18 protein-coding genes and 1 riboswitch are annotated in these 17,042 nt (G+C 38.1%); of the genes, 7 read left to right on the top strand and 11 right to left on the bottom strand.

What is annotated here, in order from left to right; genetic code table 11:
* Positions 1-3: 3 nt before the first annotated feature.
* Both B3D98_RS09800 and B3D98_RS09795 read right to left on the bottom strand, forming a co-directional pair.
* Positions 4-2,040: a hydantoinase/oxoprolinase family protein gene (locus B3D98_RS09800; RefSeq protein WP_054550816.1), complete on the bottom strand. Its 2,037-nt coding sequence runs from the start codon at positions 2,038-2,040 to the stop codon at positions 4-6.
* A gap of 450 nt (positions 2,041-2,490) precedes the next feature.
* A complete protein-coding gene (locus B3D98_RS09795) occupies positions 2,491-4,170 on the bottom strand; it encodes a formate--tetrahydrofolate ligase (protein WP_048390103.1) in 1,680 nt (559 codons plus the stop codon).
* Positions 4,171-4,383: 213 nt separating this feature from the next.
* On the opposite strand from B3D98_RS09795, the gene B3D98_RS09790 reads away from it, so the two are divergent.
* Positions 4,384-4,584, top strand: coding sequence for a cold-shock protein (locus B3D98_RS09790; RefSeq protein WP_004269397.1), 201 nt, complete (start codon positions 4,384-4,386; stop codon positions 4,582-4,584).
* Positions 4,585-4,729: 145 nt separating this feature from the next.
* The gene (locus B3D98_RS09785; protein ID WP_288582719.1) at positions 4,730-5,008 is read left to right on the top strand and encodes an amphi-Trp domain-containing protein; all 279 of its coding nucleotides are present in this window, start codon (positions 4,730-4,732) and stop codon (positions 5,006-5,008) included.
* Positions 5,009-5,379: 371 nt separating this feature from the next.
* On the opposite strand, the gene B3D98_RS09780 is transcribed toward B3D98_RS09785, so the two are convergent.
* Positions 5,380-6,165 (bottom strand): VOC family protein, encoded by a 786-nt coding sequence (locus B3D98_RS09780; protein ID WP_048390099.1) that lies wholly within the window; start codon positions 6,163-6,165, stop codon positions 5,380-5,382.
* Between the two features lie 149 nt (positions 6,166-6,314).
* Here B3D98_RS09780 and B3D98_RS09775 point away from each other — a divergent pair, with 149 nt between their 5' ends.
* Positions 6,315-6,800 carry a flavin reductase family protein gene (locus B3D98_RS09775; protein ID WP_048390098.1) on the top strand — a complete coding sequence of 162 codons (486 nt, stop codon included), beginning with the start codon at positions 6,315-6,317 and terminating at the stop codon, positions 6,798-6,800.
* Between the two features lie 90 nt (positions 6,801-6,890).
* On the opposite strand, the gene B3D98_RS09770 is transcribed toward B3D98_RS09775, so the two are convergent.
* The 5 genes from B3D98_RS09770 to B3D98_RS09750 form a co-directional block, all read right to left on the bottom strand.
* Positions 6,891-7,046, bottom strand: a complete 156-nt coding sequence (locus tag B3D98_RS09770; protein WP_004269393.1) for a YezD family protein — start codon at positions 7,044-7,046, stop codon at positions 6,891-6,893.
* 70 nt (positions 7,047-7,116) lie between these two features.
* Positions 7,117-7,212: riboswitch (SAM riboswitch) on the bottom strand.
* Positions 7,213-7,382: 170 nt separating this feature from the next.
* Positions 7,383-8,477, bottom strand: coding sequence for a DUF418 domain-containing protein (locus tag B3D98_RS09765; RefSeq protein ID WP_288582714.1), 1,095 nt, complete (start codon positions 8,475-8,477; stop codon positions 7,383-7,385).
* Complete coding sequence (locus B3D98_RS09760; RefSeq protein WP_066037708.1) at positions 8,461-9,063, bottom strand: TetR/AcrR family transcriptional regulator; 603 nt, start codon at positions 9,061-9,063, stop codon at positions 8,461-8,463. Before B3D98_RS09760 ends, B3D98_RS09765 begins: the two co-directional genes overlap by 17 nt.
* A gap of 102 nt (positions 9,064-9,165) precedes the next feature.
* Positions 9,166-9,840 carry a phosphopantothenoylcysteine decarboxylase gene (locus B3D98_RS09755; protein ID WP_288582712.1) on the bottom strand — a complete coding sequence of 225 codons (675 nt, stop codon included), beginning with the start codon at positions 9,838-9,840 and terminating at the stop codon, positions 9,166-9,168.
* 71 nt (positions 9,841-9,911) lie between these two features.
* Entirely contained in the window at positions 9,912-10,793 is an 882-nt protein-coding gene (locus B3D98_RS09750; protein ID WP_048390089.1) for a LysR family transcriptional regulator, read from the bottom strand.
* Positions 10,794-10,926: 133 nt separating this feature from the next.
* On the opposite strand from B3D98_RS09750, the gene B3D98_RS09745 reads away from it, so the two are divergent.
* Together B3D98_RS09745 and B3D98_RS09740 are read left to right on the top strand one after the other, a co-directional pair.
* Positions 10,927-11,826 (top strand): DMT family transporter, encoded by a 900-nt coding sequence (locus tag B3D98_RS09745; RefSeq protein WP_004269389.1) that lies wholly within the window; start codon positions 10,927-10,929, stop codon positions 11,824-11,826.
* 134 nt (positions 11,827-11,960) lie between these two features.
* Complete coding sequence (locus B3D98_RS09740; protein ID WP_288582709.1) at positions 11,961-12,317, top strand: hypothetical protein; 357 nt, start codon at positions 11,961-11,963, stop codon at positions 12,315-12,317.
* A 115-nt stretch (positions 12,318-12,432) separates the two neighbouring features.
* On the opposite strand, the gene B3D98_RS09735 is transcribed toward B3D98_RS09740, so the two are convergent.
* Both B3D98_RS09735 and B3D98_RS09730 read right to left on the bottom strand, forming a co-directional pair.
* Complete coding sequence (locus tag B3D98_RS09735) at positions 12,433-12,870, bottom strand: general stress protein (RefSeq protein WP_288582706.1); 438 nt, start codon at positions 12,868-12,870, stop codon at positions 12,433-12,435.
* 190 nt (positions 12,871-13,060) lie between these two features.
* Positions 13,061-13,501: a Dps family protein gene (locus tag B3D98_RS09730; RefSeq protein ID WP_054550810.1), complete on the bottom strand. Its 441-nt coding sequence runs from the start codon at positions 13,499-13,501 to the stop codon at positions 13,061-13,063.
* 217 nt (positions 13,502-13,718) lie between these two features.
* Between B3D98_RS09730 and pepF the strand changes: the two genes are divergently transcribed.
* Positions 13,719-15,533, top strand: coding sequence for an oligoendopeptidase F (pepF, locus tag B3D98_RS09725; protein WP_288582703.1), 1,815 nt, complete (start codon positions 13,719-13,721; stop codon positions 15,531-15,533).
* 227 nt (positions 15,534-15,760) lie between these two features.
* Entirely contained in the window at positions 15,761-16,744 is a 984-nt protein-coding gene (locus B3D98_RS09720) for an SEC-C domain-containing protein (RefSeq protein ID WP_288582701.1), read from the top strand.
* Positions 16,745-16,809: 65 nt separating this feature from the next.
* Here B3D98_RS09720 and B3D98_RS09715 read toward each other — a convergent pair whose 3' ends face one another.
* Positions 16,810-17,001 (bottom strand): zinc-finger domain-containing protein, encoded by a 192-nt coding sequence (locus B3D98_RS09715; protein ID WP_048390078.1) that lies wholly within the window; start codon positions 16,999-17,001, stop codon positions 16,810-16,812.
* Positions 17,002-17,042 lie beyond the last annotated feature (41 nt).

Below are 17,042 nucleotides of genomic sequence, written 5' to 3'. Positions count from 1 at the left end.
GTTTTATTTCCCCTCCATCTCTACTATCAAATTGCCGTATTTATCAATTTCAATTGATTGATTATTATTGATTACGACCGTAGATGTTGGATTTTCCACAATTGCAGGACCTGTAATGACATAGCCAGGTACTAATTTTTGTTGGTCATAGACATTGACCTCTACCCAACCTGTTCCCTTCACATATAAATTGCGTTGTGCCTTGATACATGTAGAATTGTCGATATGAGAGAAGTCTAGCTCTTTAAATTGAACCGCCTCATCTTTCCCGTAGATTGTAAGATGTAAGTTGACTAACTCAATTGGTGTAGCTGGTAAATCAAAAGAAAACTCTTGTTTATGTTTGATATGGAAGGCTTCTGCTAATGCAAGTAGCCCCTCTTCATCAAGCGTAATAGCTGATGCATTTAATTTAACGGCATGCTCTTGACCTTTGTAGCGTAAATCATAATTAATTTCAAAATAATAATGATCCTTTGATAATGGTGCATCTGCATAGGCATTAGCAATGACTTGATCAATATTTTCTTGAATAGCCGCAAGATGGTCTTTGTCAAAGTTCATTAAACTTGTTTGAATGTAATCTTGTCGATATTCGGTCATCATCATTCCTAATGCTGAGAAGACGGATGAGCCATAAGGAATAATGACTTTTTTCATACCAAGCTCTTCTGCTAAATTAATCGCATGTAGTGGACCACCACCACCAAATGCCACCATTGTAAAGTCTTCAGGATCATAGCCTTTACGAATAGAGATCAGCTTCAGTGCATTTAACATATTGGAGTTTGCAATATCTAAAATACCCTGTGCTGCTTCTTCTGCTGACACATTAAATGGTTTCGCAATTGCTTCAACAAGAGCCTCCTCCACTTTGTCAATGGATACTGGGTTATCAAAGTTTGCTAAGGATAATCTTCCTAAATAAACATTGGCATCTGTAATTGTTGGCTGTGTATTCCCTAAGCCATATGCTACAGGCCCTGGCTTTGCCCCAGCAGAATCTGGTCCAACCTTTAATGAGCCAAACTGATCTACACGTGCGATAGAGCCACCACCATTTCCGATTTCCACAATATCCACTACAGGTGTTTTAATTGGATAGCCCGCAAATTTTTCATTTCTTTCAATATAGTAATCTGTTGTGACATTGACTTTGCCATCTGTAATAAGCGAACATTTTGCTGTCGTCCCACCAACATCAAAAGCTATGATATTCGATTCATTTAAAAGTTGGCCTAATTTAGCTGCCCCAAACATCCCTGCTACAGGTCCAGATTCAACGAGGTTGATTGGTAGCTCCATTGCTTTATCAAAGCTTGTAGTTCCGCCATTCGATTGCATAATTTTTAAATGGTCTGTAATGCCAATTGTGCTTAATTTCTCTTTTAGGCTTTTTAAGTAGGCATGTGCAATTGGCTTTACATAAGAATTAAGGACTGTTGTGTTTGTTCTTTCATACTCACGGTATTCTTTAATCGTTTCACTTGAAAGTGTGATATATACTTCAGGCCAAATTTTTAAAATGGCTTCTTTTAACTGTTGTTCATGAATTGGATTTTTATAGCCGTGTATTAAGGAAATGGCAATCGCCTCAACACCTAATTCCTTAAATTTATAAACGATCTCGTCAACTTCCTCGGTATTAAGCGCTTTCATAATATTTCCTTTAAAATCAATTCGCTCATCAATTTCTTGACGTAAATAACGCTCTACAAATGGTTCTGGCTTTTTATATTTAAAGTTATATAAGTCTGGTCGATTTCCACGAGCAATTTCTATAACATCACGGAAACCCTTTGTTGTAATTAACCCAACTACGCCCCCTTTTCTTTCCGTTAATGTATTGATGATAACCGTCGATCCATGAATAAATGATTCAATGAAAGAATCTTCCGTTACATGTCGTCCTAATACATTTAATATGCCATCCTCAAAGTGACCAGGTGTCGTATGTCCCTTATCAAAATGAAGATTTCCTTTTTCATCTGTGAAAACTAGGTCAGTAAAAGTACCGCCAATATCTGTTGCGATTTTCAAGACTTCATCCCTCCGTGTTCCTATTATCGGTACAGTGTTCCGAATTAGAATTAAATAAATTATATTTAAAAGAAAAAGAAAATTCAATGTATTTTTTAAATAAAAATTCATTTGACAATTGTCCTTCGTTGTAAAAACCCGCTCTATCTTTCCAATATCAGAGAACTATTGATAAAAAATACCAAACACATTTATATAAGGAAGGTTCTCGTGATTTTTGTGCAACATAAAAAAGATCCTAGTTTTCACTAGAATCTTAAAATCGTTTTAAAAAAATTAATTTTTATGAATTTTTACTCAAGAGGTGGATGAAGGAATCATCCGAAATTTTACTTTTATACCATATTTGCATTGTAGATAGACGATGAATTGGGTCACCTCCTACAAACCATGTTTACCCATTATCAATAAAAAAGCTGCCCATTTAAGTAGGCAGCTTTTAATATTCTGTTAAAACAATCCTACCGCATGTCCTTCGTTATCGACATTCATGCGTAGCGCAGCTGGTGCTTTTGGAAGTCCTGGCATTGTCATAATATCGCCAGTTAGACAAACTAAGAAGCCTGCACCAAGCTTTGGAATAACTTCGCGAATTGTGATGGTAAAGCCTTCTGGACGACCAAGTAAACTTGGTTGGTCTGATAAAGAATACTGGGTTTTCGCCATACAAATTGGAAGGGAGTCCCAACCAAATTTTTCGATTTGGGCAATTTGTTTTTTGGCTTGGTCTGTAAATTGTACATCTTTCCCGCCATATACCTTTTGCACAATCGTACGTACCTTTTCTTCAATTGACTCTGTTACATCATATAAAGGAGAGAAGTTGTTTTCTTCCTCTAGCACAGCTAGTACTTGCTCAGCTAAGGCTAGACCACCTTTACCGCCCTCTTCCCAGACATTCGTACGGGCAATGCGAACATGATTTTCTTGACACCAGTTCAGAACGGCTTCTAGTTCAGCCTCTGTGTCCGTGATAAAACGATTTAAGGCAATAATTGGTTCAACGCCAAATGTACGAACTGTATCTACATGTTTAGCTAAGTTTTCAATTCCTTGTAGGAGTGCTTCCACATTTTCACCTACAAGCGCTGTTTTCGGTACACCACCATGCATTTTTAAGGCACGAATTGTCGCTACAATGACAACTGCGCTTGGTTTAAAGCCTCCCTTACGAGCTTTAATGTTCATGAATTTTTCAGCACCTAAATCAGAGCCGAAGCCCGCTTCTGTCACCACAATATCAGCTAGCTTACGAGCGGTTTGTGTCGCCATAATAGAATTACAGCCGTGGGCAATATTCGCAAATGGACCACCATGGATAATAGCAGGTGTTCCCTCTAATGTTTGAACTAGGTTTGGCTTGAAGGCATCTTTTAATAATAGTGTTAAGGCACCCTCTACCTGTAAATCACGCACAAAGACAGGCTCACGCTCGAAAGTATAGCCAATCACGATACTAGCGATTCGCTCACGTAAATCCTCAATGCTTGTTGCTAAACAGAATACCGCCATAATTTCAGAGGCAACCGTAATATCAAAGCCATCCTCACGCGGCATGCCTTGAACAGGACCACCTAATCCCACCACTACCTTACGAAGGGCACGATCATTTAAGTCCATGACACGCTTCCAAATAATGCGTCGTGGATCAATGTTAAGTGTATTTCCTTGGTGGATATGATTATCAATAAATGCGGATAAAGCATTGTTAGCTGTTGTAATCGCATGAAGGTCGCCAGTAAAATGTAAATTAATATCCTCCATTGGTATAACTTGTGCGTAACCTCCGCCAGTTGCGCCACCTTTTACGCCCATAACTGGACCTAATGATGGTTCACGTAATGCGACCATCACCTTCTTATCTAATTGATGAAGGGCATCTGCTAGTCCAACAGTCACAGTCGACTTTCCTTCACCAGCTGGGGTTGGACTTATAGCTGATACTAATACTACCTTTGCATCCTCGCCCTGAGCAGTAATTTTTAATGGGTCGATCTTTGCTTTGTAGCGTCCATACTGCTCAAGAGCATCCTCTGGAATACCCGCAGCATTGGCAATTTCCGTAATAGGTTTGATCACTGCTTGACTAGCGATTTCTAAATCTGATAATGGTTGATTTTTCGTTGTCATTTGGCATCCTACTTTCTATGTTGTTCATTTCCATTATAGTCTTAATTGTGAAAAAAAAGAAAGCCAGATATGCAAGCATTTCGTCAATCAATTGACTTATTTGTTCAATTCCTGTATGTTCTAAGAGAAAATGCAATTTTTTCACATTTTCTCAATGAGTGCACCATTTATTTAACTTTATTTTACATTCAAGCGCATTGGAGGCGAATGCTTATGCAACAGGGGATCGTAAAGTGGTTCAATAATGAAAAAGGTTATGGCTTTATTGAATGTGATGATGGCGAAGATGTATTTGTTCATTTTACGGGCATCCAGGAGGAAGGCTTCCGTACACTTGAAGAAGGTCAAAAGGTTTCATTTGATGTTGTGGAAGGCAATCGTGGACCCCAAGCATCAAATGTTGTAAAACTATAAGCGTAATGGGACTATCCGTGTAGTTCCAGATTAGCAGCGGATTAGGAAATGCATCGTTTCCTTCATCCGCTTTTTGTATTGTTTTATAAGCTGAATGCCCCCTCCATGTTATAATAGAAGTAACAAGACGTAAGGAGGGATTTCGATGCAAAAACAAAATAAACCCATGAATGAAGTTATTTTGAAGCATAAAGAACGACAAAGTGTAGCAGAATTTGCAGCAACACTGGAAACGATTGCAAAAAAGCTTAAAGAAAATGGTGAATTCACTTTTGTTCAAGACACAGAGCCAACAGTTGTCAGCCCAAGTGAACAGCTCAAAATCGAATACTCCTATACAAAAAAGGGCGACAAGCATTCATTTGAAATTGAATTTGATTGGTATACAGGTACAGAAACACCGAAAAAAATGACAATTGAATAATAATTGGCAACGAAAATCCACTTCTCTGATGAAGTGGATTTTTCCATATTGTTGAATTAAAGATCATGTCACTGCTAAAACTTTTTAGCAAGGTGAGGGGGTGATTTCGCTCCAGTGTCTCCTCTATAACGCTAAATCCACAGGAAAGCAAGTAGCCAGCATCATAAATTCTATTGATGGTTTTGTTTTTCAATACTTATGTAAAAAGGCGGAAGCAAAAGTGTTTCAGCCCATAAAAATACCGAGCTATCCACTAAAACGCTTACGAAGTGTTTCGGAATAGTTCGGTTTTTCTAGTTATCATGTTTGTTAATTTAAAGATTATTCGGCTTAATGAAGGTCCCAGTTAGTTATGGCCCAGCCTTTTCTCCTTATCGATTTATCCAATAAAAAGCACCAGGGCAAACTAAAGTTTCCTTTGTTCGTTTAGGATCCTTTAATGTCACACCAAATGGTCCCTCTTTGACATGACCAAGTGTCATTGTCATCGCGCTCTCTTCCTCATAGAAATCTAAGCGCATATTCGGTAGCTGTAGTGACAAATACTGCTCATATTGCGTAGGCACTGGTAGCTGTAACACCTCTTGCCACAGCTTAACTGTTGCCTGCATGTCCTTGACGTAGAATTGGACGGATTCCATCGTTATAGCCTGTTTGACATCAATGGCACCACTTGCCTTTAATTGAACCAAACGTTCTTCATCTTCCTCCGCCCATTCAATCAAAAATGGAAAATCAATTGGCAGATCTGGCTTACCAAAATGCAGTAGCTTCCATTCTACCACAGTGCCATCTGGTCTTGTTCTGCTACATGCATCTGGTCCATATACTTCATAGCCCAATGCTCGCAAGCGTCGACCCTCTTCCTCAATATTTTTTGTGCGCAGAGCAATTCGAGAAAATCCCTGGCGCTCTTGATCACGTTTAAACGTATAATGTAGGGAATATGGGTATTGTGCCGCTTGCTCAAATAAATCACGATCATAGATAGCAATTTGTTCAATATAGCTTAAGCCAAAGTAGCTTAACGTATTATAAGTCCCCCACATCGTGTGCTGCCCACCATTCACTGTATGGACATTTCGTTTATTGAAGAAAACCTTTATATTTTCTGGTGATTCCACTTGATGAACCAAATGATCAAAATATAAAGTCATGGCCATTCCCCTTTCTTTCCCCATTACCTTTACCTGTATGTTTGATTAGTTTAAAATTTACTCAAGAAAAGGAGTTACTAGTAGGATATGAAAAAAAGTTTCGTTTACCTACAAACTCCGTTCACTAATTTCATAAAGAGGTGATTTGAATGACAGATTTAGTAGCTGCTTTTAAATTGGCATTAGGTAATTATCCTACAGGCGTAACAGTTGTCACGACATGTCATGACACAAAACCGATTGGCTTAACCGTCAATTCCTTTGCATCTGTTTCAATCGACCCGCTCCTTATTTTGTGGTCACTCGATAAAAAATCTCAGCTCCATCCTTATTTCACGACTGCGCCAAATTTTGCGGTCAATATTTTAGCGAGTGATCAAGAGCATTTATGTACACTATTTGCCAGTAAAATCCCTGATCGCTTTGCACAAGCAAAATGGTCAACTTCCTCTTTAGGACTACCGATTTTACATGATACAGCAGCTAATTTACAATGTAAAACATTTCAGCAAATCGATGCTGGCGACCATACCATTTTTATTGGGCAGGTCGTAGACATTACAAATGCTCAAAAAGAGCCTTTGCTTTATCATCGCCGTCATATCGGTCCCATACCAAAAAGCTTTTATAGCTAGCCTTTACACAAAAAAAGGGCCACTTGTAAGCACAGGAAATCCTTCATGCTTATAGGTGGCCGTTTGACATAAGTTCTACTGAAATCATTGTTATTTTTTCTGCGGAAATCTCTGCTTTTCAAGCCTATTAATTTGCACAATCACACCATCTTGAATCGTAATATGCACTTCACCAAATTCAAGATTTTGAATCGCCTTCGCAATTGCCTCTAGTTTCTTATCATCTACTTTTACTGACTGAGCCATACGATACACCCCTTCTTTTTTATCCTTATTGTTCATAAAGAGGCCAACGCATCAAACTGATTGATAGCCCCTCCTATCTCTCAGACACCATCTGTTGGATTTGGCACCTGTTGTTCGGTTGCCGAGGCTTCATTGGGCCAAGTCCCTCCACCTCTCTTGATAAGAGTACTGCGTTTCTTGAAAATAATTCTATAATTCTGCTATAGGAATGTCAATACAAAATATTAGAAAACCTAGTTGAATACTATGCAATATGTCGTTTAGATTAAAAGACTCCCTATACCTAAAGTATTTTATGCCTAGTCAGTGAGAAATAGATGGCAATCCATTAATTTATTACAAGCTCCATTTCCTCATCATAAATTCAAGTGGGCCTCGATGATGTTTAGTCCTCCACCATACAGAAACAACGACACATCCTAAAAAATAACAGCAGGCATACAGCATGGAAAAAGCAAGTGTTTGGTTCTCCAGCTTTTGGCAAATAATTAGTATTCCAATGCCTATAACAACATGGCCAACATAATGCGTTAAAGACATTTGTCCTGTTAATATGAAAGATTGAATAACTTTATTTTTACATGTCTCTACAAGATAGATGGAGCCAACAATGATGACAATAGCCGAAGCCGAATTAGATAGGACATACATCATATTCGGTGGAATCGGTCCTGTATCAAATAAATACAATGCACTCTCTACATCTAATAAATGAATGGTTGTCATCTTAATGAATAACGTTGAACAAGTCTCAGTCATGATGACTAACAATAAACCTATCACCAGTAAGTTTTTTCTTAATGTATGATTTGTTAAATCTAATGTGCCCATTACCATACCTATCAGAAAGAAGCAAATCCAGGGGAATAGTGGATGATAGCCATTAAACATCAAATTTCTTATAAATCCTGCTGGTGTCCAAAAATCAAGATACTCTAGTAGCACATATGTTGGATGCCAACCAGCAAGGTAACTAAATTGAATTTGAAGCCATTGTGAAAGGATAAGGATGGCACCGATTATGAAGATCATCATTTTCTTGGATTGGGCAATCAACCAAGCAGCAACAAACATATACACGCCATAATAATGTAAGATATCTCCTGTCCAGCCGATTGCATATAATATTAACCCTATCGTAAATAACAAAAGCGCCCTCTTCCACAAAGTAAGTCGATTTTGACGAAGAAGGATTGGGTCCTTACTCTCTCTAGCCTGACGAGTCATTAAGGCTGTCCCTATTCCTGCTAGCATGACAAATACGGCCGAAGCACGTCCCTCGAAAAGATGTTGGAAGGCAATTAACCATGTTGAACCATTCGTTGTAGAACCTGTTATGACGCCAAAATTGACAATGAACATGCCAAGCATGGCGAGAGCTCTTGCAAAATCAAGACCTTCAATGCGCCGATCATCATTTCTTTTTGTCATCTTTGCCCCCTTGGATAACGCTATGTACAGCCTCCTTCCAAATAGCCCTATAGTTCAATTGGTTGCCTGTTAACATGAAATTACCGATATTATCATAGACGAGGGCTAGCATCTGTGCCTTCGCTTCTATATGTGGAGTATCCTCTAGCACGCCTAGCTGTACGCCATATCGTAGGATAGCAACAAAGCTCGTTAAAAAGCTGGTTTCTAGCTCTACTAATTGTCTTTTATAGTTTTCATCGCGGGCCGCTAATAGTACATATTGATTAAATATTTTATTAAAATAAGGGTCCTTGTCCTGTGCCTCAATAGATTTATAGCCTAGCTTAAGTAATTCCTCCTTAAAATTAGCAGAAGAAAGCTCTTTATAATCCACAGCAACATCATGTTGAATTTCTTTATACAATTCATCAAATATGAAAGCGATTAATTGATCCTTTGATTGAAAATAATAGTAAATGGCTGGTTTTGAAATACCGACCTCTGTAGCAATCATTGCTAAGCTTGTTTTTTCAAATCCATTTTCCGCAAACATCCCATAAGCAATTTCTATAATTTTGTGAAAAGTTTGTTCTTTATTTCCCATTATTACCCTCCTTTTTTACCGACCGTTAAGTAAATATTATAGGATGCTAACCTTTTAGACAAGAAAAAACTGTGTAGAAATATTTCTCTACACAGTTCACATTTATTGATTTTGTAAATACATCATTAAAGCTTCTGCTGTTTTTTGCTTGCCCATTACTTTAAGAGGCTGTCCATCAGCAGGTACAATCCAATGAGGTTCATCCCCCCCATATAAAGACTGAGAGCTATTTGCTACCATAAATTGTGCATTGGCTGTTTCCATACGCAGTCTGGCACGAGCTAACAAGAATTCCTCATCATTCGTTGCTTCGAGCTTAAAGCCTACTAACGTTACATTCGGTTGCCATCCCTTAATTTGACCTAATACTTTTGGTGCTTTTTTAAAATGAATAATAGGTGGTTCGTCAGAAGGCATTTTCCCCGTTTCCTCCATTAAATTACCTGATTGATCATATACTTTGTCAATGACCCAATCAGAGCCCGCAGCCGCCATAATAACGATATCGACATGTTGTTGTTGAACTGCATGACGCACCTTTTGTCCTAAATCCTCTATGCCTTCAAATTGTATCAATGTCATATCATTTTGGTTTTCTGGGAGCTGTGCAAAGTAACCATGCATGTATACTACGTTAGCGCCAGCAGCCCGCGCCGCCTCTGCTAAATAACACCCCATTGTGCCTTTTGATAAATTCGTATGACCTCGTACACGATCCCATTTTTCAAGTGTTCCCCCACTTGTAATGAGTACGGTTTTGCCCTGTAATGTCCCCATACACTCACCTATTTTCTGAAATATATACAAATACTATTTTAACGTAATGTAAGGATAGGCTTCAATAGCCACTATTTTAGGGAGCTGTTTTGTTCTTTTAGCCAAGCACTTAATATCTCTGCAAATTTCTTTGTGACGGGCGAAGCATGGTGTTTCATGGCAATACCAATCGTTCGGTAGCCACCTTGCTTTAACGGAATCGCTCTCAATGTTGGCGGTAAATTTTGAATAACCAACTGAGGTAAAATACTGATCCCTAAATGATGAGAAATCATGGAAAGAATTCCCACTTCCTCGGAAAGCTCAAAGCGGATATTCGGCTTAACATGATATTGCTCTAATAGCACCTTGACATCATTTGTCCCTTTATAGGAAGTCATAATAAATGGCATATCCTCTAAATCTACGATATCAATTTCTGTCTTATCAAACAATGGACTTTTATCCGAAACAATACATAATAATGGGTCTTGTTGGAGCTCAGTGAACTGATATTGCTCTGACTTTTGACCATTCAAAAATCCTGCTTCTACTTCACCACTTAAAAGCCATTGTTCAATTTCATAGTAATCTCCCTCTCGTAATTCCACCTGTATCCCTGGAAATTGATTATCCATAATTCGAACAATCTCTGGCATCCAATTTGAAGAAATACTCGATATCACACCAATTCGAACCTTACCTCGTGTCACGCCATGAATGTGAGCTGCTTCCTGTTGCAATAATTCCTGAGCATCCAAAACCTGACGCATTGCCCTTAGCATTGTTTGTCCCTCACTCGTTAATGTCACACCCACACGACTTCGATGAATGAGCGCAAAGCCAAACTCTTTTTCTAAACTCGACACGGCATGACTCACAGCAGATTGTGTTAACCCTAGCGCATCAGCTGCTTTTGTAAAGCTTGCCACCTCTGCCACCTTTGTTAAAATCTCATATTTCACTAAGCTCATCCGCAATCCCTCTATATACATGAATTTTTTTAATCCTATTCATTATAAACATTCGTTTTACTAATCACAACACAAGATATATAGTAATTTTTAGTATAAAACTGTTTTAGTACACAGATGGTAGGTGAACATAATGAGTATCCAAGGAAAAGCAAATGTATTGATGGTTATTGTCACAATGTTTTGGGGGCTCTCTTATACCTTTATGGTCATGGGGCTAGAAACGTTGGCAGTTTATAATGTGGTGGCATTACGTTGTATCATCGCATTTTTTGTAGCAGGACTTATTTTTTACAAACGGATGATCAAAGTAAATGGTAAAACATTAAAATATGCGGCTATTCAAGGATTTTTATTATTCATTGTGTTCGCGTTAAGTTTATTTGGTTTACAATCTACTTCTGTTTCAAATGCTGGCTTCATCTTGAGCCTAACGGTCGTGTTAGTGCCGATTTTCAGCAGCTTTATTGAAAAAAAATTACCTTCTCGAGCAGTTAGCTTTGCGATCATTTGTACCATGATTGGTATTACCGTCTTAACAGCACACGGCTCATTCACATTCCATAAAGGTGATTTATTAGTAGCAATTGCTGCGTTATGTTATTCAATTTATTTACTTTTAAATAGCTCATTCACACGAAATGTAGAGTCCATTTCATACGGAATTTATCAGCTTGGCTTTGCTGGAATTTATGCACTTGTGTTAACCTTTCTATTCGAAACACCAACAATGCCAAATTCAGCAATATCCTGGATTGCTATTTTAGGGCTTGGCATCATCTGTAGTGCGTTTTGCTTTGTTGGTCAAACTGTTGCACAACAGTATACTTCTGCTACACATACAGGTCTTATATTCTCCTTAGAACCAATTTTTGCCGCTATGTTTGCCATGATGTTTATCGGAGAAGGCATAACAATGAAATTAATGATTGGTGGCAGCTTCATTCTTATAGGGAATTTAGTAGCACAATTAGAGCATTTCCATGTATTACGTTTTATGAAAAAGGATGCACAGGAAAAAGTCATACAATAATATAGTGCATATGAATAAAAGAGGAAGCTGAGAGTTATTTCTCAAGCTTCCTTTTACTATGTATTGAATTTATAGCACGATTACATGTAAAATAGTATAATTTTTACAGGTACGAAAATAAAGGAGATTCATACATGCAAATTCAAACCTTACATACGTCATATTATTCACCAACCAAGGATAATCAACCAATTCAAACACAAAACCTACTGGATTTAATGAGACATGTCGGTGGCCGTGAAGAGGAAGACGAAAAAAAGAACAAATCGAAAATTGAGGTCAGATACGAAAATGGCTATGTACGTCAATACCTTGTCAAACCAACAGGACAAAGGGTTCTCCTCATGGAAACCAAACAAAGCCTTGATATGAGAGAATCTACTAATTTACAAGACCTGCTTTCGCAACCTTTTAAAAAGAAAACAAGTGATCCTATTCTCTCTATACTAAATGCGAAAAATAACATTTCTAAATATAAAGATGGCATTTAAAAAATAGCCCTTCTTTTCAAGAAATGCTAGATAAAATAATAGACAAAGTCGAAACAATCGACTTTGTCTATATTCAAACTAGCGAGGAATAGTCATATCTCGTTAGTTTGATTCATTATAAAAATCTTCTATATTGCTCTGCTTCTGCCATACGCTGTTGATTTCTTAAACGCTCCTCTTGCTCTTCAGCAGTCTCTGGATATGTTTGGAGTGTATCGACATCATCCTCATGTTCTGCATATAAGACAATACTTCCCTGTTCTACAAGATGCGCATAGTAAGCGATTTGTCCCTCTGACAGATTAAATCGTTTTAAACCCTCTGTAACGGCTGACTCGCCTGTAAACCAAGATTTAAATTGATCTACCCAATTTCCAGCCTCATGCGTTTGCACATCGGCATCCCATTTTACATCCTCAAACTGTTGGGGATCTCTCGCAATAATATGAATATCGTCTTGGTGATAACCTTCCATTCGCATATTCTCTAAAATGTGAAGCATTTCATCCCTTGTATGGGCCACCTCAATTTTTGGATTTTGTTCATTCATCATGTTCAATTCCTCCTATGTTGTATGGCTTACTAGGTAATTACCCGCACTACACACAAACAAACCCATTTTACTAAACTGTAATAATTGTTAAATTGCCTTAAACTACGTTGCTGATTTGACATAATAAGTTCAGGGCAGAAAAAAAGCATGCTGGAGAGAATTTCTTCTTCAGCATGCAAATTGTCAATTTTTACTTGTCAAGAAAGGCCTTTAACATCCATGTATGCTTTTCAAGAGACTGATACATGGCATTGAGTAGATCCTCTGTACGGTCGTCTCCTTCTTCTGCGGCTAGCTCCATTGTAGAATTTAAAGCTTTCATCAGCTTTTGGAAATCTGAGATTGTCGTTGCAACCATGTCCTCTGTCGTTTCTTCACCTGTTGCTTCATCTACATAGGATAGCTCTAGATGCTCTTTTAATGTTGCCACTGGCTTGCCATCCTTTGATAAAATACGCTCTGCTATTTCATCTAAATTCAATGTTGTTTCATTATATAGCTCTTCAAATTTTGCATGCAGTGTAAAGAAGGCTGGACCTGTGACATACCAATGATAATTGTGTAGCTTTGTATAAAGCACAGACCATGTCGCCACTAGCTTATTTAATTGTTTGTTTAAGTTTTGTGTCATAATTAATTTCTCCTCCAATATGTCTTGTTCTAGCCATTAGTATGAGTAATAAAAGATGTTGGCTATACACTCATTGTTCCCGACCGACAATATTTCAAACATCCTTCATGAGAAACGATTTAGAGTAAGAATATTTCAACTATTCTACGAAATTATTTCACTTTCCGAAATAGTTTCGTTATAATGAAATCACTTATATGTAAAGGGGTGTCCATAAATGAAAGTTTTACCATTACGAAAAGATGTTGCAGTAGAGGAAACTTGGGATTTAACAGATTTATTGAGCAATGAGGCTGATTTTGAACCTACCTTAGCACAATTAGTGGAAGATGCACTTAGCTTCGAGCAACAATACAAAGGTACGATTACAAATGCACAAAAAGTAATCGACGTGTTAACAGCCTTTGAAGAGCTACAAAAAAAGTTTGTTCCAATTGGCACATATGCAAGCTTAAATCTTGAGACAGATCGCACAAATGATGTAGCACAAATGCGTGCAGCAAAGTTTGGTACAGCTATCGGAAAAGTCAGCAGTGCACTATCCTTCGTGCGCAGCGAGTTACTGGCATTGGATGAAGCTGTTTTACAAGAAGCAGCGACATTAAGCCCTCTTTACAAACGATATCTAGAGGAATTATTAAAACAAAAACCACACCAGCTCCATCCTGAAGTGGAAAAAGCGCTGGCAGCCTTCAGTGCCACATTTGACGCGCCATATAAAACGTACAATACGACAAAATTAGTGGACATGGATTTTGGCGAATTTGAAGCCAATGGCGAAAAGCATCCTCTTAGCTTTGTGCTGTACGAAAATGACTGGGAGTTTGAAGCAAATACAGATGTACGCCGTGCTGCCTTTCAAGCCTTTTCAAGCAAGCTACGCGATTACCAGCATACAACGGCACAAGTATATAACACACATATTCAACAAGAAAAAACAATGGCTGACCTAAGAGGCTTTAATTCTGTCATTGATTATTTATTATTTGATCAAGATGTCGATCGTTCGCTCTATAATCGTCAAATTGATTTAATTACAAAAGAGCTTGCCCCGCATATGCGTCGCTATGCAACGTTAATTCAAAAAGCCAACGGAATCGACCAAATGACATTTGCAGATTTAAAAATTGCGCTGGATCCTGAGTATGATCCAAGATTATCAATGGCTGAGGCAAAAGAATATGTTGAAAAGGCATTAGCCGTTATGGGTGAAGACTATAATCAATTAATGGAGAGAGCTTTTAATGAACGCTGGATTGACTATGCGCCAAACAAAGGAAAATCTACAGGGGCATTTTGTTCAAGTCCGTATGGTAGCCATCCTTATATTTTAATGTCATGGAATGAACAAATGAATGAAGTCTTTACACTTATTCATGAGCTTGGTCATGCTGGGCATTTTGCAAATACGTATGAACATCAATCTTATCTTAATAGTCGTCCATCTCTATACTTTATTGAAGCGCCATCGACAATGAATGAAATGCTGTTAGCAAATTATTTACTAACACATAATGAAGATCTACGCTTTAAACGTTGGGTAATTTCCAATATTGTAGCGAAAACATATTATCATAACTTTGTTACACATTTACTAGAAGCTTCCTATCAACGCAAAGTATATGAATTAATTGATGCTGGAGAAGCAGTTAATGCAACCATCCTCAATCAATTAAAACGTTCCGTGTTGGAAGATTTCTGGGGCGATACAGTCGCTATTTCTGAAGGTGCTGAACTCACATGGATGCGTCAGCCGCACTATTATATGGGCCTTTATCCATACACATATAGTGCAGGGTTAACCATCTCCACACAAGTGTCTCAACGTATTTTAAAAGAGGGCGCTCCAGCTGTTGAAGATTGGCTAGCAGTTCTTCGGGCTGGCGGTACAAAATCACCAGTGGAGTTAGCGCAAATGGCTGGTGTTGATATTACGACTGACCAACCACTTCGTGATACAATTGCCTACATTGGCCATTTAATTGATGAGCTTGAACGTCTAACAGTGGAAATCGAAGCGGTTCAGCAATAATTTAACTAGAAAACGGTCCTGCCTATTCAAGGTATAGATCGTTTTCTTTTTTTAGTTCTAAGTATAAAAACACGTACATATACTAGAATCAGGGCGTCCCTCTATATTTTTTAGATATTTCAAAATAGACAATCATTTTTCTTCATACAAAAGTACCGTTATTATTAAGAGTACGCAAATTATTTAGCAATATACGATTAACAATGATTAAAGGAAGTGTTCTAATTATGGTAAAACGTAATGATCCATGCCCATGCGGTAGCGGCAAAAAATATAAAAAATGTTGTGAAGGCAAACAACAAGTAACAGTGGAAGTAGTACAAATCGAAGAATTAGAGCGTGTGCTACAAACATTTTACTTAGAATATCCAGAACGTAAAGATGTTCGTGCCTATATTGAGCATGTGGGCACATGGCAGCCTAAATTAGAGAGCGTTTTACAGCGAGAGCTTATTGAAGCCATCGCTTTAGACGACTTTTTCTTCCATCAAGAGCCATCTATTTGGAAAAATTATTTGAAGAAAACGAAGAAAAAAGCGGTAAGACCTTCTACAGTCAAAGTACTTGAAGATTGGTCTCAGCCTACTTTATTTATTGGTACGGTGTCTGTTGTTGAGGAAAAATATTTCAAGGCTAATCATATACTTACAAATGATGAGCTTTATATTCGACGTGAAAATAACAAACCGATTCCTGAAGGTATGCATGTATTTGCCTTCATTTTACCAGATGGCACGAAGAAATCGGCTCATTATTTAGCTGTGTCTACACTGATTTTCTTCCCAGAGGATCATGCGAAGGTCTTTGAAGAATTCAAGAAGCGCTTTGAGGCTTCAGAGAAGAAGGTTGGCTCCTTCTTAAAAGAAGAGCACCTAGCATTTTGGGAGTTATTAGTATCAAATGGCTATAAGGGTGAGGAATTCTCAAACTTTGAGAGCAATGTCCTGACACAAGTAAAAGACTTCCTAGAGCAAAATGAGCGTGAAACAGCACCGATGCTTGAGCTTTTAGAAGACTATTTAATTGAAGGTCAACCGACTGCGCGTAAAGAAGCGGCCATTGCAGCTGGTGCGATTCGTTATGGTCAGGAAAAGGAGCTGTTTGAGTCCCTTTCTATGACGGTAAAAGAAATCGCTGCGACATTCGATATTTCGGCTTCCTCTCTTACAAAGTATTACCAAGATCTAAGCAGCTATGCTGAAACGAAATAATCTTGACAATTAAAGAAGCTACATGTACTAGCGTTTTGCTAATACATGTAGCTTTTCTCATGTGTTTATTTGCTATAAACTTTTAAAAGTTCTTCCCCTAGGAACTGTAGCTTTTCTCCAACTGAACAGGCTTCAATGCAGAAACGATGAGCCCCTGGTTTACCACGTTCTTTACGTAATTGCTTAATCACTAAGCAATCCGAACAAAACGTATCATGCAGTTCATCAATATCCTTCATAACCGTCACTTTATCCATGTGAACTCTCGCTCCTTTCACGTCCAAAATTCACTTCCTAC

This window comes from Lysinibacillus sp. UBA5994, from assembly GCF_002429725.1.
In the GTDB taxonomy this organism is placed as follows: domain Bacteria; phylum Bacillota; class Bacilli; order Bacillales_A; family Planococcaceae; genus Lysinibacillus; species Lysinibacillus capsici.
This window is presented reverse-complemented; position numbering and strand designations above follow the sequence as displayed.

Excerpts from the sequence above, each read along its gene's own strand:
- B3D98_RS09795 (WP_048390103.1), bottom strand. The coding sequence starts at position 4,170 with ATGACAACGAAAAATCAACCATTATCAGATTTAGAAATCGCTAGTCAA.
- B3D98_RS09790 (WP_004269397.1), top strand. The coding sequence starts at position 4,384 with ATGCAACAGGGGATCGTAAAGTGGTTCAATAATGAAAAAGGTTATGGC.
- B3D98_RS09785 (WP_288582719.1), top strand. The coding sequence starts at position 4,730 with ATGCAAAAACAAAATAAACCCATGAATGAAGTTATTTTGAAGCATAAA.
- B3D98_RS09780 (WP_048390099.1), bottom strand. The coding sequence starts at position 6,165 with ATGACTTTATATTTTGATCATTTGGTTCATCAAGTGGAATCACCAGAA.
- B3D98_RS09775 (WP_048390098.1), top strand. The coding sequence starts at position 6,315 with ATGACAGATTTAGTAGCTGCTTTTAAATTGGCATTAGGTAATTATCCT.
- B3D98_RS09770 (WP_004269393.1), bottom strand. The coding sequence starts at position 7,046 with ATGGCTCAGTCAGTAAAAGTAGATGATAAGAAACTAGAGGCAATTGCG.
- B3D98_RS09765 (WP_288582714.1), bottom strand. The coding sequence starts at position 8,477 with ATGACAAAAAGAAATGATGATCGGCGCATTGAAGGTCTTGATTTTGCA.
- B3D98_RS09760 (WP_066037708.1), bottom strand. The coding sequence starts at position 9,063 with ATGGGAAATAAAGAACAAACTTTTCACAAAATTATAGAAATTGCTTAT.
- B3D98_RS09755 (WP_288582712.1), bottom strand. The coding sequence starts at position 9,840 with ATGGGGACATTACAGGGCAAAACCGTACTCATTACAAGTGGGGGAACA.
- B3D98_RS09750 (WP_048390089.1), bottom strand. The coding sequence starts at position 10,793 with ATGAGCTTAGTGAAATATGAGATTTTAACAAAGGTGGCAGAGGTGGCA.
- B3D98_RS09745 (WP_004269389.1), top strand. The coding sequence starts at position 10,927 with ATGAGTATCCAAGGAAAAGCAAATGTATTGATGGTTATTGTCACAATG.
- B3D98_RS09740 (WP_288582709.1), top strand. The coding sequence starts at position 11,961 with ATGCAAATTCAAACCTTACATACGTCATATTATTCACCAACCAAGGAT.
- B3D98_RS09735 (WP_288582706.1), bottom strand. The coding sequence starts at position 12,870 with ATGATGAATGAACAAAATCCAAAAATTGAGGTGGCCCATACAAGGGAT.
- B3D98_RS09730 (WP_054550810.1), bottom strand. The coding sequence starts at position 13,501 with ATGACACAAAACTTAAACAAACAATTAAATAAGCTAGTGGCGACATGG.
- pepF (WP_288582703.1), top strand. The coding sequence starts at position 13,719 with ATGAAAGTTTTACCATTACGAAAAGATGTTGCAGTAGAGGAAACTTGG.
- B3D98_RS09720 (WP_288582701.1), top strand. The coding sequence starts at position 15,761 with ATGGTAAAACGTAATGATCCATGCCCATGCGGTAGCGGCAAAAAATAT.
- B3D98_RS09715 (WP_048390078.1), bottom strand. The coding sequence starts at position 17,001 with ATGGATAAAGTGACGGTTATGAAGGATATTGATGAACTGCATGATACG.